This window comes from Halocella sp. SP3-1 (assembly GCF_003953885.1).
Taxonomy (GTDB): Bacteria; Bacillota; Halanaerobiia; order Halanaerobiales; family DTU029; genus Iocasia; species Iocasia fonsfrigidae.
Genome location: NZ_CP032760.1, coordinates 3,197,822 through 3,218,332 on the forward strand (window position 1 = coordinate 3,197,822; position 20,511 = coordinate 3,218,332).

Here is a 20,511-nt window from a genome sequence, read left to right on the forward strand (position 1 = left end):
AATAATCTCAATTAATCTATATCATCCTCGTTATACTCTACCCCAATCACTAAATTCCCATCAGTATCTATTAAATAATAAACAGGTTCAGGGTAATTATAATAGCCATTACTGACAATAGATTTTTCACCTATTATAGGAGCCATTTTCTCTGTAATTCTGGTAATACTATTTTCTGTACTAAATTCATTCTGAATAAAATCAGGGTCATAATTGACAATATAGGCATCTGTTAACATTTTTCTATCCCCTCTTAAATGTAGATAAAATGGTTTGCCTTCGGGATAAAGCTGAAGATCACTGTCATATAAAGTTTTCCTTATATTATCAACCATTACACTATAGTAATCATTATTGATTTTAGCCTTAGTCCCAATTATATTATCTAAAAACCTCATATTATCCACATGACCATTAATCCTAGCAATATCTGCATTCAACTCATCAAATATAATATCATTATCAGAGTATGTCTCTATCTGAACATTATTGGCCATAGTTTTACTACCCCCATTAATAGATATATTTATATCTTCAGGGCCACTGTGAACAAGTTTTCTGAAAAACTGGTTATCAGCTTTTGTATTAACTTTTCTTGCTACATATGCTTCATCTACATTTAAGTCTGTATCTACTGAATAAAGTAAAGACTCAAATACACTTGCATCTAATCTCCCTAATAATACATTACCAGATGTTTCCAGCAGAACTATCTCTGGTGACATAATCTTTTTTACAGTAATATCTCCTTCAGGGACATACAAATCAATTGAACCATTTTCAGCCTCTATCAGGTCAGAAACGAGGTCACCATCATATTTAAGAAATACATCACCAGAAGCCATTTCCAAATGTATACCCTGATAAGCATACATATCGAGTTTACCAGCTGAACCGGCTACAACTCGATTGCCAAATTCTCCAATAGAGCCATTAGCAGCTACCAAATCAACATTTTCTCCCTCAAAATTAACCTCATCATTAGTGTTCTGATTTAATATTGACTGTTCTGCAATTATATAGATATCGCCACGTGCCCTGATTTGATCTACATTAAGATCTCCCATTACTTCCTCAAGATAAATTCCCTGTTCTGCTGTAACAGCAACTGAACCATCTTGAGAATTGGAGGAGTCTATTTTGAAGTAATTTGATTCCTGACCAATAGTACCTGACTGTGCAGTTAATCCTATATTAATAGCAGCTATATTACTCGAAATAGATTCATCATCAGCACTTAAGATAGAGCCATTAGCATTTAATACAGTACTCCCTTCTACTGCCTTTATTTTATTGACTATAACATCATGACTATTATTTACCACTACATCTGCCTTGGCTAACTGACTGATATTTGATATAAAAAGTGATTCATTGTTATATAATTCTATATTGCCATTAGCACTATTAACTGCCGTAAAGCTTTCAAATTTGTTATTACCATTAAGGAGTTGTCCAGCAACACTATCCGTACTTAAGACAGAGGCATTTACTATCCTGCCTGTCCCAGTCTCTGTAATACTGGAGCTGGAGCTTAAATTAACCTCATCTGCAGTCTTAATCTCACCATTTATCTCAACTGCCCCAACATTATCTATTATTACATTTCCACCTGCTGTTTTCTGGTCAATATCATTAATAGTTAATACTTCTTCATTGTGTAGTTCTATCTGACCACTACCACTATTTACGGCTGTAAAGCTTTTGACTGTATTATTTCCGGTCAGCAACTGCTTATCAACACTATTAGTACTAAGAAGTGAGGCATTTACTATCCTGCCTGTTTCAGTCTCTGTAATACTGGAGCTGGAGCTTAAATTAACCTCATCTGCAGTCTTAATCTCACCATTTATCCCAACTGCCCCAACATTATCTATTATTACATTACCACCTGCTGTTTTCTGGTCAATATCATTAATAGTTAATACTTCTTCATTGTGTAGTTCTATCTGACCACTACCACTATTTACAGCTGTAAAGTTTTTGACTGTGTTGTTCCCGGTCAGCAACTGCTTATCAGCACTATTAGTACTAAGAAGTGAGGCATTTACTATCCTGCCTGTTTCAGTCTCTGTAATACTGGAGCTGGAGCTTAAATTAACCTCATCTGCAGTCTTAATCTCACCATTTATCTCAACTGCCCCAACATTATCTATTATTACATTTCCACCTGCTGTTTTCTGGTCAATATCATTAATAGTTAATACTTCTTCATTGTGTAGTTCTATCTGACCACTACCACTATTTACGGCTGTAAAGCTTTTGACTGTATTATTTCCTGTCAGCAGCTGTTGACCTGCACTATTAGTACTTAAGGCAGCTGCCATACTTACCTGTCCATTTATGGTTTCAGTTATTTGTCCACCTGCAGTTAACCTTACAGTACCAGGTGTAGTTAACATACTATCAATAATGGTATTTCCTGAAGATATAGTAGTTATATCCCCAGTGGTATTGTTAATTATATCTGTAATTTTCAATTCCCCATTACTGGCATCCAGCATAATGGTACCAGTATCAGTAGTAAGCAAACCAGTTGTAAGCAGATTACCATTATTACTAATCTCTATACCTGCTTTATTCTCAACACCAGCTACTTCCAGTTGACTGATTGTATTATTTAGTACTACTTTACCTGGACCACTATTTACAGCTGTAAAGTTTTTGACTGTGTTATTCCCTGTAAGCAGCTGTTGGCCGGCACTGTTAGTACTTAAAACAGAGGCATTTACTATCCTGCCTGTTTCAGTCTCTGTAATATTGGAACTGGAGCTTAAATTAACCTCATCTGCAGTCTTAATCTCACCATTTATCTCAACTGCCCCAACATTATCTATTACTACATTTCCACCTGCTGTTTTCTGGTCAATATCATTAATAGTTAATACTTCTTCATTGTGTAGCTCTATCTGACCACTACCACTATTTACTGCTGTAAAGTTTTTGACTGTGTTATTCCCTGTAAGCATCTGTTGGCCGGCACTGTTAGTACTTAAAACAGAGGCATTATTTACCTGTCCATTTATGGTTTCAGTTATTTGCCCACCTGCAGTTAACCGTACAGTACCAGGTGTAGTTAACATACTATCGATAATGGTATTTCCTGAAGATATTGTAGTTATATCTCCAGTAGTATTATTAATTATATCTGAAATTTTCAACTCCCCATTACTGGCATCCAGCATAATGGTACCAGTATCAGTAGTAAGTAGACCAGTTGTAAGCAGATTACCATTATTACTAATCTCTATACCTGCTTTATTCTCAACACCAGCTACTTCCAGTTGACTGATTGTATTGTTTAGTACTACCTTACCTGTACCACTATTTACTGCTGTAAAGTTTTTGACTGTGTTATTCCCTGTAAGCATCTGTTGGCCGGCACTGTTAGTACTTAAAACAGAGGCATTATTTACCTGTCCATTTATGGTTTCAGTTATTTGCCCACCTGCAGTTAACCTTACAGTACCAGGTGTAGTTAACATACTATCGATAATGGTATTCCCTGTAGATATTGTAGTTATATCTCCAGTGGTATTATTAATTATATCTGAAATTTTCAACTCCCCATTACTGGCATCCAGCATAATGGTACCAGTATCAGTAGTAAGTAGACCGGTTGTAAGCAGATTACCATTATTACTAATCTCTATACCTGCTTTATTCTCAACACCAGCTACTTCCAGTTGACTGATTGTATTATTTAGTACTACCTTACCTGGACCACTATTTACAGCTGTAAAGTTTTTGACTGTATTATTCCCTGTAAGCAGTTGTTGACCTGCACTATTAGTACTAAGAAGTAAGGCATCTACTATCCTGCCTGTCTCAGTCTCTGTAATACTGGAAGTGGAGCTTAAATTAAGCCCATCTGCAGTCTTAATCTCACCATTTATCTCAACTGCTCCGATATTATCTATTATTACATTACCACCTGCTGTTGTCTGGTCAATATCATTAATAGTTAATACTTCTTCATTGTGTAGCTCTATCTGACCACTACCACTATTTACTGCTGTAAAGTTTTTGACTGTGTTGTTCCCTGTAAGCAGTTGTTGACCTGCACTGTTAGTACTTAAAACAGAGGCATTATTTACCTGTCCATTTATGGTTTCAGTTATTTGCCCACCTACAGTTAACCTTACAGTACCAGGTGTAGTTAACATACTATCGATAATGGTATTCCCTGTAGATATTGTAGTTATATCTCCAGTGGTATTATTAATTATATCTGAAATTTTCAACTCCCCATTACTGGCATCCAGCATAATGGTACCAGTATCAGTAGTAAGTAGACCGGTTGTAAGCAGATTACCATTATTACTAATCTCTATATCTGCTTTATTCTCAACACCAGCTACTTCCAGTTGACTGATTGTATTATTTAGTACTACCTTACCTGTACCACTATTTACAGCTGTAAAGTTTTTGACTGTGTTGTTCCCTGTAAGCAGTTGTTGACCTGCACTATTAGTACTAAGAAGTAAGGCATCTACTATCCTGCCTGTTTCAGTCTCTGTAATACTGGAAGTGGATATTAAATTAAGCTCATCTGCAGTCTTAATCTCACCATTAATCTCAACTGCTCCGATATTATCTATTATTACATTACCACCAGCTGTTGTCTGGTCAATATCATTAATAGTTAATACTTCTTCATTGTGTAGCTCTATCTGACCACTACCACTATTTACTGCTGTAAAGTTTTTGACTGTGTTATTCCCTGTAAGCATCTGTTGGCCGGCACTGTTAGTACTTAAAACAGAGGCATTATTTACCTGTCCATTTATGGTTTCAGTTATTTGCCCACCTGCAGTTAACCTTACAGTACCAGGTGTAGTTAACATACTATCGATAATGGTATTCCCTGTAGATATTGTAGTTATATCTCCAGTGGTATTATTAATTATATCTGAAATTTTCAACTCCCCATTACTGGCATCCAGCATAATGGTACCAGTATCAGTAGTAAGTAGACCGGTTGTAAGCAGATTACCATTATTACTAATCTCTATACCTGCTTTATTCTCAACACCAGCTACTTCCAGTTGACTGATTGTATTATTTAGTACTACCTTACCTGGACCACTATTTACAGCTGTAAAGTTTTTGACTGTATTATTCCCTGTAAGCAGTTGTTGACCTGCACTATTAGTACTAAGAAGTAAGGCATCTACTATCCTGCCTGTCTCAGTCTCTGTAATACTGGAAGTGGATATTAAATTAAGCCCATCTGCAGTCTTAATCTCACCATTTATCTCAACTGCTCCGATATTATCTATTATTACATTACCACCTGCTGTTGTCTGGTCAATATCATTAATAGTTAATACTTCTTCATTGTGTAGCTCTATCTGACCACTACCACTATTTACTGCTGTAAAGTTTTTGACTGTGTTGTTCCCTGTAAGCAGTTGTTGACCTGCACTGTTAGTACTTAAAGTACCAGCACTTATTGCACCATTCGCGGTTTGAATAATATTTGTCCCAGCTGTAACCGAAATATCCCCACTGCTTTGCAGCTTACTCAACTGAACCGTATTATCAGAATTTAATGTTATCCCGGCAGTACCGCCTTTTACTAGTGAACCATCTATCATTGTAATGATATTTGCTGATAAATCAACAAAACTATTACTTTCAAGACTCCCAGTGAAATCAAATTCTAAATCTGTTAATGCAGTTAACTCTATTTCATCATCAGTAATAATATTATCCCTCACTCTAATTAACCCATGATTAGCATCTGCTCTTAAATTACCTCCAGAATCTATCTGACCCAGGTTAAAGACATTTGCATCACTTGACAGGTATATACCCTTACCTGTAGTAATTGTAGAGGCATTTAATTGTCCAGATGTTCCAACAGTTACTACCAGAGGATTTAATGTAGTACCAATAGTTCCTGTAAGGGCAGCAAGGTCAATATTCCCACCTTCCAGGGCCTGTGGCCGTAGACCACTTTTATCAAGAATTGAACCTGCAGTATTGAGAAAAACATCATTTTTAGCATATATTTCAGCAATATTAAGGTTACCATTTAACTCATTGAGATAGATCTGACTGGCACGGGCAGTTAGTTCTGCATCTGCATTCAAATCAGTTGTCAGGGGATTAATCTCTGTCCCTATGCCACCATTTCCACCTTCCAGAATCGTTCTACCTCCCTGAATTGCTGCCTGACCTGCTGTAGCCACATTATATAACCCATCCTTACCCTTAATTCTGATCGACCCCTCACTATTAACAGTCTTAACATAGAGTGGGCTTTCAGAACCCAGATATACATGGTCCTGTGCTTCAACCTTTATTTCTCCTGTAGCATCTACATCAACTGATTCCCTTTTCAGTACAGTAATAAGATTATTTGTATTATCAACTCCTACATCATCAGCCTCTGCCGCAGCCAGGGCCAGTCTTTCTGTCTCAGTTAGTGTGCCAATATTACCATCGATAACAAGCCTGCCTTCATCTGTACCAACACTACCTGAATTAGCCAATAATGTAACATTATGTCCTATAATATTTGCTTCTTCAATACTTGTATCTGTACTTGTTGTCTGTTTAAAGAGGATTCCCCTGCTGAGGCTGCTTTCCAGTTGTCCTTTAGTCCAGGAGTATCCCTGGGTAAGATCATTTCTCTCAGCATCAGTCAAGGTATATGCCCATTCAGAAGAATAGGTGGTTTCTTTAAACTGCTGATGTAACTGATCATATTCTGCCTGTTTTGTTTCATCAATATATTTATTGGGGTCATAGGCATCATATTGGTATATAATATTACCTTCTGTATCATATTTAATATTACCATTTTCATCAAGTTCAGCTTTTAAATTACGCATCTGCCAGTATTTCTGATAATCCTGTTCTTTAGATTGTCTATAGGCAGTTATAGTTTTCTGGGCACTCTGATCAGCATCGGTTCCAGTTAAAAGCATATCATCCCAGAGATTTTCCAGTTGGTCAATTGTCCTCTCATCCCTTGTTTCATTGGTATTTCCGTCAATTAAGGTTCCATTTTCTGCCTCCAGGCTCACATCTCCCCCCAGGGATTCTACACTTATTAACCTGAAATCCCCCTGAACCTGACGTACTGAAATATTATTATTAGCAGTTGCCTTCAGACCAGCCAGCTCATCAGTACCAATTTGAACATTTAATGCCTGACTATCAGTTCCAATCGAACCAGTTTCAGAAAATAATTCCAGTCGGTTACCAGTAACCACTGCACTATTACCAGATGCTGCCTGGACTATATTCCCCTCTGCACTGAGTTTTACATTTCCCTGTCCAGTAGCAATATTGTTTATACGCAGTTCACCACTAATACTACTAATATTTATATTATTTTGATTGGTCTCAGCTGTCAGTGAACCACTATTTCCGTCCAGATTAACTGCAACAGACTGTAAATCACTACCAATACCATCAGTTGCTGACAGATTAATATTCTGACCTGTAATTATTGACCTTTCTGAGCTTTGAGTAATTGACCCAGATGTTGTTGATATATTAACATTACCCCCGGTATTACTTACAGAATTATCTAATATGACATCAGCATTGGGGCTGGAAACATTGACCTCTCCCTGATCATGACCAATAAAATTAATCCCGATAGTGTGGTCTGCTTTTAAGGAATGGGTATAAACATCACTGATATCCTGTTTATAGGTATCACGTACATAGTAGGTCTTTTTACCCCACCAGGTAGATTCTTCCCATGTATCATGATCAACTAATGAGAAATCACCGGTTTCATATCTATCATATCTATATTGGTAATATGAATCCTGTCCAAGTGTATCAGTATATTCTCCACCAGGTAAATCTACTATAGTATCATCCATTTTCTCTTCCCATTTATCATAATCCCCTTCAGCTCCATCAATGAAGCCTAAATACGAGTCATCCCAACTGGTACCAATCTTATATTTACTACCATCCTGTCCCCTGGTCCAGACATAACGCAGTCCTTCTTCTGGTTGATAACTGGATTGACGGGCAGTGCCCCATGAATTTCCTATTAAATATTCCTCTGAAACCCCATCATTATCCTGGTCATATTTGGCAAGTGTACGCTGACGTACGGTGCCATTAATCCTCTCATACTCTGTTGTTATAGGTACATCCTCACCATTAATATTATACCTTTTAGCTGTATCTGTAATCCTAATAAGCCCAGCAATATCATTACCAGTATCAAGGCCATTAATTACAAGGTCATATTGGGTATTATTTGTCACATTAATTCTGCCATATCCATCCATTACATCTATCTGACCATTTGAACCACCAGTGTTTAAAATTTCTCCATAGAGTTCAACATATCCCCCCTGGACTTTAACACCATCCAGCACAATCCGGTCAGTTTCTGGATTATAGTAAGCTTTAATCCTACCTGTAGGGTCACCGGAAAAACCGGATAATTGATATTTCAGTAGATTACCTGGGTCAGACATATTAGGCCTGCCGTCCTGATACCATTGACTCCTATAGTTATCTATCTGTCCTTCCAGATTTTCCAGAGTCACCTCCCAGTCAGGTATACCACTCTGAATCTTACCATTAATATTAAGATAACGGGCACTGAGATAAACATTATTACCGGCTATGAGGGAACCGGCAGAAGCCGGAAGCTCATTATGACTATAATCAAACGGGAAACCATCAGATATTGTAGCCCATCTGGATTTTGGGTCACCACCGATATGCTGGAACCCATCTACATAAGATTGAGAGATATCCTGCCCGGCACTTAAATTAACTGTATTTGCCACAATATTAGGGGCTGTCTTACCGTCCATACCCTTAATATTAATACTCCCAGCCTCATTGCTTATATTTACTTCACCAGTAAAGTTTGTTATATCACCTACTACTTCAATATTTGGAGCAGGATTATTGTCCAGTGGATTATATGTGTTTCCTACTCTTATTTTAGGGGTTACCGCAGAACTACCGGCAGCCTCTACATTAATTCCAACTGCTTTTCCTGAATCAAGATTACTATTTTTAATATCTGTTGAAGCAATAACTGCCGCCTCATTAAAGTAAACATGACCACCCTTATCTGAGATAGTTAACTTGTTTACCCGCAGAAATTTATCACTGTTATTAATAATACTAATCTCTGTATCACTTGGTGCTTTTAGAGCACCACTACCTGTCAAATTATCGGCTGTAATATTTATATTTCCCCCACGTGCCTTAATGTCTTCAACATTTATAAATGAAACCGGAACATTTTTGCTGGGATATATATCATTTGTAGCTTCATCTTTGGCGGCATAGCCCATTCTGAGCATTCTTTGTTCCAGAAAACTAATCTCTGCATCATAGGCTGCCCGGGCATCCTGATCACTATAATATGCTATGCGGAGTTTTTTCAGTTCTTCCAATCTATCAAACATATTAGAGACCAGATTTTCGTCAGTCAGATAATAATTCACTCCATCACTCTGATTAACTACATTTCCAGCACCATCAAATTCTAGATAAAGTTTATTTCTAAGACCTGCGCGGATAAGTCCATCAACTGTTACTGCTGTACTTGCATCATCACTACTGGAACCACCCTTAATTTCCAGAGAGACTTCCTCGCCTCCAACAATCTTCTTAAAACCATTTGCTACATTTTCTGCCAGTTGCCTATATAAATCTTTACCTGTTCCCTGACCATCTGCCATGGTTGCTCCTTTATCAGTAAGTAAACTGATATCTTCAGCACTCCTCAACTGAGAACCAGTCAAAATATTAATTTGATTATCCTGATTAATGATGGCATCAGCTATAGGGTCAGTCTCAATCGGTAAAGCAGTTTTATTAAATAAATCTGTTCGAGCCACTGATTTTATATTATTACGCTGGCCATCAGCATCACGTCCAGCGAATAAATTAATATCACCATCAGATCGAATATCTGCATTACTACCTATAGAAACCAGATTATCTGTATTTATCTCAGACCTTGTTTTACCCTGTGCTGCCCCCGCATAACCATATGTCTTGGAACTGGTATTAACTTCAATATCAGCCATAGTTAAAGCCGACATGTTTACTGGTCCAACTGTGTCGATATCAGCACCATTTCCCATAATGACTTTGGCATCACTCTGATTTACCCTTATCTGAGATTCAGACCGGGCAATATTAATACTACCACCAGCATCAAGTTTAGTCTTATCCCTTGCTTCAATATCATTAACTGCCCGGAAATTTGTGCCTCCTGAATTCTCACGGTCTCCTACAATATTAATATCTGAATTATCACCAATTATAACCTGGCTGATATGCTTAATATCTGAAATACTGCTGGAAGCTGTACCATTTAATAAACCACCTGACCCTGCTTCAGCATTAAACTCTTTACTTCCATCATCACTCACCAACCAGGGTTTACGGCTGATATTACGGGCCTGGACATCAAGGTCATAAGTTTCCAGGTTGACTCCATCACTGATAATTGTATTGACAGTAGAATCTATGTTATGTTCAACAACGGCCCCACTACCACCAATTACTGCAGCATTTACACTATTGCTCTTTCCATTAAAAGTTGTAGTATGATCAGCATCCAGGACAATACTGTTAGCTTTTAAAGGATTAGTTGAGCTGGCTCCATTTAATTCTGCTGTTGTCTGTGAGGTGCTATTTGTTTTGGCTGTGGCGGCTGCCCCGGTAACCCCACCAGCACTACCTGATTTAGCTTCAGAATATAGTTCTTCATCACCGGTGGCATCAATAGTAAGGGTACCATCAATATTACCACTGGTTCCATCCTGTAGTACAGCAGTTGTTATACTATTAGCAGTGACTTCAGCCAGATTGGCTCCTGCGGCTATAATACCGGCCTGAATTCCACTAACAACGGCCTGTCCTCTGGAGGCATTAGTTGCAGCCAGTCTTAAATCACTATTAATATTCAGCTCAGTACCTATACCATTAATATCTAAACCCCCCAGAGTAGCCACTATCTTTGATTTATTCATAACTTTACTTGATGTTGCATTGGCTGCCAGTAATCCTCCACCAGCTGCTTTAGCATCTGCATAGGCTGAAGTACCATCATCAGGTAGGGCTTCAATAGCCTGAACTAATAAATTATCAGCTGTATAATTACCCCCAGTACCAAGTGAAGAATTAACAGTAGGGTTAAGATTTACTGTTGCCTGGGAAACACCCACTGCTACCCCACCAACACTGATAGCATCTGCTACTGCATCAGCATCTATCATATCTACAGCCCTGACGGCAATATCTCCACTGGTAGTTATTTGAGCATTACTACCGACATAGGCCTCTGTCTTATAACCCTGCACTTCTGCTGTATTTTCAACTATTTCTGTTGTAGCCAGTGAACCGGCTCCTGCACCGATCCCACCAGCCCCGGCCATTGTATGAGTCTTAACCCCACGCTTAGAATCCGCTTCAACAGAAAGTTTTTCTACGGATTTACCTGCAGTCTGGCCAATCTTTACATTATTATTTAAATAAGCTTTTGTCTGTCCTTTTACTATAATATCAGCTACAGCAGCACCTATACCTGCATATATCCCTGCTCCAGCACCCAGGGCCTCAGCAACTACCTGTTCATTGGAATCCAGTCCAGTCCAGTCTGAATCTGCTGTAATATTGACTTCATCAGCGCTTTTAATCTCAGTCTGATTACCCAGGTAAGCTGTGGTCAGGGTCTTATCTTCAATTTTGAGATAAGTAGCACCCAGACCAGCAATACCAACACCAGCTCCTCCCCCCAGGGAAGATGCTTCTATTTTGTTATTACTTACAGCATCTATAGATAGATTTCCGTCTGTATCTATGATAACATCATCACCAAGATAAGATTTAACTGTATTACCCACATTAAGTGAACTATATGAACCACCTAAAGCCACACTACCTGCAATAGCCAATGACCCTGTATCACTATCTACTGTAGTGGTATCACTTGCCAGAACACTGATATTATTAGCAGCATTAACTACTGAACCCTGGCCGATATAGGCCTCAGTTATCCCTTTTACTTCATTATTAAGATCTGAGCCTGCCCCGGCAAATGTACCACCAACAGCACCACCAACAGCCATAGTCTCCAGTTTTTCAATACTATCAGCCTTAATATTAATATTTGCTGTATCATAAACAACCAGATTCTGACCAAGATAGGCCCTGGTCTGATTATTTATATTGTTAATATTGACAGCTGCTCCAACCCCTGCTGAACCACCACCGGCTGCTCCACCGGCAATATTTATTTCATCAATCTCATTATAGGCACTAATATCCACATTCCCTCTTGTAGTGATATCATCCTTAACAGCCGCAGTAACCCTACTGTCAGAGTTTAGAGTAGTAGCTACCCCTGATATCCCGGCAGTACTGGCAGCTGCAGCACTGATTCCAAAGACAGCGACCTCCTGTCTGCCCTCAGCTGAAACATTTACCTGACTGGACCCTGTTATCCGGCTGCCAGTTTCAATCAAACTGGAAGTTATAGTCTGATTAAGATAGTTAGCACTGGCAAGTCCAACCCCTGTACTCTGACTTGCTGCTACACTCCCTGTAGCTGATTTGGATGTGGTATCATTACTACTTTCAAGTTTTACTTTACCAGTAGTCGTAATCTCTGTTCCTGATTTTACAATAGAAGTCGTTTCATCTTTGATTGTATTAATGGCAAAAGAACCTGTAACAGCAACACTTCCACCACCACTACCGGCCACTGCCTCTGTGTAATAATTATTCTCACCCATTAAAGCCCGCAGGTCAAGACTGTCAAAACCATTATATTCAAAGGGAACTTCACCACTCACTTTATTATTCAGGGCCTGGATAGTTAAACTTGCTGTATTCAAATCACTGTTTTCTCCTACATAAGCCCGATACCTATTATCAGAAGAAAGGGTAGCAATCGAAGCACCTACACCAACCATTCCTCCAAATGCCGCACTCCAGGCTTTATTTGCCAGTCTACTGGTATTATCAACATTGATCTTAATAGCACCGATATCACCTGCAGTCTGACTGGTCGTCATATTATTCCCTAAATAGGCCTGGCTAATATTTTCTGAATCAGTTACTGCCAGTGAACCCGCTACTCCTACTTTCAGAGCCCCGGCTCCAGCAATCCCTTCAGCTGCAAATTGATTACTACTTTCAACATAAATGTTGCCAGATTCCCCTTTATCCTGTAGTACCATAATCTCTTGCTCTGTCAATTCAGCACCTGTAGTAAGATTCTCTAAATATACTCCATCTATAGTATCACCAGCAGCTAAATCAGATGCCTGTTTTTCTTCTCTAATTTTTAAAGAACTAATTCCAGCATCCTGCAGGGCAGTGATATCTTCTGCAGTAAGCTCTGTCCCAGCTTTAAAACTAATTTCACCTGAACTGAAATCATCAGCAACAACATCACCGGCAGCTAAGTCTGTAGTATTCTTTGTAACTTTAATATCAACTGTCTTTATATCAAAACCACCAATATTATTATCTGTCTGCCAGGAAGCAATATTATCTGTGGTTAAGGCTATTTCCTGGTCCAGACGGACTCCGTTCATCCCAACTGTTTCGGCCACAACCTGGCCTGCTTCCAGGTCCTGAACTGACTTGAGATTTTTGCTGGTCTTCAGATAGAGACTATATACACCTGCTGTCTTTAAGTTGCTAATATCTGCAGCTGTCAATACAGTTCCTGCTGTCAGATTTATTCCATTAGAATTAATATCATCAGCCAGAACTTCACCAGGCTCTAGGTCTGTAATATACTCTAACTCCCTGTCATTCGTATTCTGCCTGCTAATTGTATTTAGAGTAATATCTCCTGCTTGATTAATCATACTATTACTGCCAATCATGGCTGTAGTATTATTCCGGGTAACACTGATTCCAACTCCAACTCCAATTCCTACTTTTGAAAGCCCATCAATACTACCAACAGCTTTACCACTACCTTTAGAACTAAAATTGGATAGATTGCTGGCTCTTATATCTATATCTCCACCGGCTGTAACACTGCGTGGATTATTCACACTACCACCAATAATTCCTGCCTTAACATCATCATTAATATATGACAAACCAACAGCAGCGGCAGCTGAAAGTGTACCCGGTTTGGCAGTACTATCTCCTCCATCTTCAACTGCTTTATCAGTACCTTTCTGTGAATCTTTATTCTGTTTAAGGGTCTGGGTACTGGTATTAGAAGAATCAGCAGCAAGCTCATCTTCAGATTTTGCCCCTCCAGCACCTGCTTCAGCTACAGCTTCATATCTCCGGTCTGCCTCAGCACTTATCCCTATACTTCCTCCAGCATCAATATCCCGGGCGATAGTTGCTTTAACAAGGGATGTTCCACTATCTACTCTATTTCCGGCATTTAATGAACTATTACTTAAAATAACCGCTGCTGAAGCCCCAACACCTACATTTCCGGACTCGGTATCTCCGATTGCCCGGGCTAAATTATCCCCTATGTTACTGGCATTGAGATTAATATCTCCACTGCTGGTAATTTCACTTCCAGCCCCGATTGTGGCCTGTGTTGTCTGCTGTAGTGTTGCCAGTGCAACAACAGCATCAACAGCTACACCACCCTGGGCACCTGCTTTAGCCCTTGTTTCTGTAATACTCCTTGAATGTGCTGCAATATTTAAGTTTTTAACTCCAACTATTCCTTTTGTGTTATCAGGCCTAATCTGTAGGGAATTGATTCCTGTTGCCTTTATATCCGTAATCTGGCCAGCTGTTAAAACAGTCCCAGTTTTCAGGACAGTACCATCATCTAAAACAATATCTTCACCCAGAACATCCCCACCCAATAAATTAGAGACAGGTACTGGATTACTGTAGCTGGCAATAGTAGATTCAGTAAGTGTATTGATTGCCACTGAGGCTCCTACACCTACACCATCACCACTGGCTCCAGCTTCTTCCGGTAATGCTTTAGCTATAGAAGTTGATCTATTCTCAGCTGTTATATTTAGATCATGGTAGACGTCTACTCCATTCTCATTACTGGCAAGATCTATATTAGCCCCACTGTTAACTAGCGCCTGACTACTATTATCTATCAAATTAAGTCCCAGTGAACCGGCTACCCCTACATTACTGGCACCTGCGCCTGAGCTTGCCTCTGCTGTAAAGACACTGGTCTTCTCCGGCTCTGTATCTGTTCCTGTATTATTCATTATAGCCTCTACTGTCAGTCCATTAACTTCATGTGTTCCATTACCCAGATAGGCATAATTAGTTGAATCCGCATTATTAACCGCTACTGCAGCACCTACACCTATTTCACTATTTACTGTACTTCCTATAGCTGTTGCTGCTGCATCTGTATTATTAGCTGCACTGACTGTTAATTTTCCGCCACTTGTAATATCAACACCATTATTTACAAAAGCATTAGCAGTAGATTTAGCATTATTTGAGGCTACTGCTGCTGCCACACTGACTTTACCTTCACTGGTCTCTGCTGAACCAGCATCTGTTTTCTCGGCATCTGTCTTGCCCTGTTTATCCTGACCGAAATCTGTCAACTCGGTCACTTTAGAATTAACATCATTACCTTCTTCTTTTTCTGCACCTTCTGCACTGGCTTCAGCGGTAGAACTACTGCTCCCGGCATTCTCTGCTTTGAGAGTAACACTGCCGCCAGCATTAATATCTCTATCTGTGGTGACTTCTGCCCTATCATTAACAACTGTTACTGCTGCTGAAGCACCCACCGCCACATTACCTTCTGTATTTCCAATTGCCTCTGTTGTGACACTTCCCTGATTATCTGCCGTAACATTTAAGTTACCTGTCATGGATAAAAGATCACCAATTCCTAAACTGGCTGTACTTATATTATCAACTGTTGACAGGGCCACAACTGGTGTAGTTGCTATACCACCCGCTGCACCTGCTTCCGCCACTGTCTCTATTTCATGATTACCTGAAGCACTAATTTCTACATTCCCTGCATCTATAATCACTGCTCCATCCAGCACCTGAGCCAATGCACTATTATTAACAATATTCATAGCCACTGATGCACCTACACCAACACTATCACCAGTAGCACCATCACCATCAGGTAAAGCTGCTGCTATACTGATAGAATTATTTTCTGCCCTTAGATTAAGATCATTATTATTAAGAGTAGTACTTGCCCCACTGTTAACTAGCGCCTGACTACTATTATCTATCAAATTAAGTCCCAGTGAACCGGCTACCCCTACATTACCGGCACCTGCGCCTGAGGTTGCCTCTGCTGTAAAGACACCGGTCTTCTCCGGTTCTGTATCTGTTCCGGTATTATTCATTATAGCCTCTACTGTCAGCCCATTAACTTCATGTGTTCCATTACCCAGATAAGCTGTATTGGTAGATGTTGCTTTATTTACTGCTACTGCAGCCCCTACCCCTACATTAGTAGTACTATCTACTGCACTACCTGTAGCTGCAGCTGCTGCATCTGTATTATTGGCTGCACTGACTGTTAATTCTCCACCACTTGTGATATTTACTCCATCATTTACTGAAGCCTTAGCAGTAGACTCGGCAGTATTTGAGGCTACTGCTGCTGCTACACTGACCGCCCCTTCACTGGTCTCTGCTGAACCAGCATCTGTTTTCTCGGCATCTGTCTTGCCCTGTTTAGTCTGGCCGTAATCTGTCTGTTCTGCTACTTTACTATCAATAGTACTTGTACCATCGTCTTCCGCTCCACCTTTAGCACTGGCTTCAGCCGTAGAACTACTGCTCCCGGCATTCTCTGCTTTAAGAGTAACACTGCCGCCGGCATTGATATCTCTATCTGTTGTGGCCTCTGCCCTGTCATCAACAACCGAGACGGCCAGGGAAGCACCTATAGCTACATTACTACCTTCAGTATTACCTTTTGCTTCTGTTATTGAAACCCCCTGATTATCTGCTGTAAGATTAAGATTACCTGCTAATGATAATGTACTGGCACTTGTCCCTAAGCTAGCAGTAGTTTTATTATCTGCAACAGTTAAGGCAACAACTGGTGTTACTGCTGTTCTACCGGCTGCTCCCGCTTCTGCCATTGTCCCTATTTCATGATTACCTGTAACATTTAATCCTACATTATTTACTCCTGTAATAACTGCTCCATCTAATACCTGAGCTAATGTATTATTATTAACAATATTCATGGCCACTGAGGCACCGATACCTACACTATCAGCACTGACCCCATCTCCAGCAGGTAGTGCCCTGGCTGTACTGGAAGAATTATTTTCTGTATCAAGAATCAGATTTCCTGAAACCGTATCATTATTAATTATATTGACAGTACTGGCCTGTCCAATTTTAGCCATACTATTATTATTAATTAAATTGACTGCAAGCCCTCCAGCTATACCGACATTAGCGGCACCTGCACCAGAGGTGGCTTCAGCAACAAACTCGTTGACTTCATCCGGGTCATCCCCTGTCTTTTCAGGTGAAATAACTGACATTTGAGACTGTAGGGTAAGTGAACCAATGTTGAAAATCCCATTACCCAGGTATGTGCTATTATTTGAATTAACTTTGTTTAAAGCCACTGCTGCACCTACACCAACTTTGGTAGTACTATCTACTGCACTTCCATCAGCAATGGCAGCTGCATCTGTCTGAATCTTAGAATTTAAGCTAAGATCTCCTAATGCTGTAAGATCTGTTCCATCAGTTATTTTCGCAGTTGCATTAGAATCAGCCATATTTGCTGAAATTGCAGCTGCTACACTGACTGTCCCCTCACTGGTCTCAGCAGAAGCTGCCTCTGTTTTTTCAACCTCTGTTTTACCCTGCTTGTCCTGACCATAACTTAGCTCATCATCTATCTTTTGATTGACATCCTCACCATCAGCCGGGGCTCCATTTTCTTCACCCTTTCCTCCAGAAGCACTGGCTGATGAACTACTCTCTGACATTGACTGATTCTCTGCTGTTATGTTTACATTATTACTTCCAGCAACATTCCTGGCCAGAGAAGCCTCAGTATTATCTTCAAGTAAAGTCGCAGCAATTGATGCACCTATAGCTGTAGTTTCACCCTCTGTCGAGCCAATTGCTGTAGTCAAAACCTCACTGCTATTTTTAGCATTTATTATCAAATCCCCTGTAATATCCAGAGCCTGACTATTATCACTTATTTCAGCAATACTGGAATTTTTAATAACTGATAAGGCCACAACCGGTGTGATTGCTGTTCCACCGGCTACCCCTGCCTCTGCTGTTGTTTCTACCAGGTGAGTTCCAGAAGCATTTAGAGATATCTTATTTCCGTCAGTAATAGCAGCCCCGGTAGCGATTTTGGCCAGGGCCTGATTATTTTTTGCTATATTAATGGCAACTGCAGCACCTACTCCAACACTATCTCCACTGGTGTTATCTTCAACCGGAAGAGAAGTTGCTATCTGTTCTGTATTATTAACAGCATTTATAATAAGATCACCATTATTAAGTTTCAGATTATTTTGAACCAGAGCATGGCTTGTCTGATCTATAACATTAACCGCCAGTCCACCTGCTATACCAAGATTACCACCAGCTGCACCAGAAGTAACATTTGTACTGAAATTACTTGTTGTCTGTGGAGCACCTACAGCAGAATAATCATTCATTCCGGCAGTTACCTCCACAGCACCAGCATTTAATTTCCTGTCACTAACCGCTTTATTGGACGAATCAACTACATTTACACCAACGGCAGCACCTATTGCTGTATCTCCACCATTAACTGTACTGCCATCAGCCGTAACATTCGAATCATTAATCGAATTACTAATAATACTTACTTTACCTGTAACATCTGTAGATGTATCACCACTAATAGAAGCTTCAGTTTCATTATTAATATCACTGATGGCAACTGCTGCTGCAACATTTACACTTCCTTCACTGGTACTGGCCTCATCCTGATATTCTGTGAGCTTTTCTTCTGCCTTACTTGTTTCACCAATAGGGGCTCCATCCTGGTCTACACCTTGAGAAGATGCTATTGCAGTTGTATTAATATTATTATTTGAAAATGCTTTAATCATAACTGTATCAGGATTATTATTAATATTTACATTACTACTTATCTGAGCCTTAGTCTGAGTGTCTATATTGGAAACTGCCACAGCAGCTCCCAATTTATTTGTATTACTACCAGAGGCATCTGCCAGAGAATTAACAATCACATCATTTTCGGCAGATAATTCCAGGTTACCACCTACATTCAAAGTGGATTGGGCATCAACAGTTCCCCCAATTTTAACTAAAGCATTACTTGTTAAATTAGAGATAGCCACTGCTGCATCAGCAGTTGTAATATTTTGTAAATCTGGTGTAGTTACAGAACTTTTAAGATATGTCTTACTACTTAAAAATAAATTGCCTGCTGCCTCTATATCAGTGGAATTAACATTTATCTCTGCTATTGTTTGATCAGATACTACACCAAATAGTGAAGAATTTATTAGTTCTGAACTGGCATCTAAAGTAATATTATTACCTGTCAAATAGGCATTATTTAAGTTAATAGAAGCTGTACCTCCATTGCTTTGCACTGCTTTTATTAAAATATCACCTGGATTATAACCACGCACAGATACCCATGAACCATCATTCATATTAATACTACCAGCACTTATATTTATATTACCACCAGCAAGACTGTCATCACCTTCTGATGCAATTATACCAGAATTATCAGCATCATTAACAGCTACAATCTCAATATTCCCATTTTCATTTACTTCAATTTCTGAGCCGCTCTCTATGTTATTAATATTAACTATATCACTAAAATCAGTCTCCACACCAGAAAAAACAGCAGCTGAATTTACAACACCTGTATTATTAAAATTTCCCGAAGATAAATTTATATCTCTGATAGCATTAATATCCCCATCAATTGATATTGTACCATTTGCATTTAGTGGTATATTTCCAGCCATAAGTTCAGCAACTGCCTCAGCAGAGGGACTAAATTTCGATTCAAAAAAACCATCCATAAAATCATGGGTAGGGGTTACAGCAGTAAGGGAACCAACATTAATTGTAGCCCCTTCTCCAACCATAATTCCGTGAGGATTAAGAAAATATAGATTCCCTCCAATCTCACCATTTTTTATTGAATTTAACATTCCATATATGTAAGATTTATCAGCATGAACCAGATTAATAAGATTTGATGTGCCTCCAGGGAGATACATATTAACAATATTCCCACTGTCTATACTAAACTTATCAAAGGAATTAAAGGCATTTTGGTCACTAATTGTTGAAGTGGTTATTTTAGTAATATTACCATCAACACTAACATCCGTAGCTGTATTCCCATCAGTGATAATTTCCTGGGCATAGGCAGCACTTATTACCAAGCCAAAACAATTATTTAAGATAATAAAAACAATTAATATGATAGAAATAAAAGAACGTATGTAATCCAAACTTAAATTTTCTTCATAATCATAATGAATTTCTTTAACTACCACTTTTATCCCTCCTTAAAATCTGATACTA

1 protein-coding gene is annotated in these 20,511 nt (G+C 39.2%); it reads right to left on the reverse strand.

What is annotated here, in order from left to right:
* Window positions 1-11: 11 nt before the first annotated feature.
* Entirely contained in the window at window positions 12-20,483 is a 20,472-nt protein-coding gene (locus tag D7D81_RS15350; protein ID WP_125990926.1) for a hypothetical protein, read from the reverse strand.
* Window positions 20,484-20,511 lie beyond the last annotated feature (28 nt).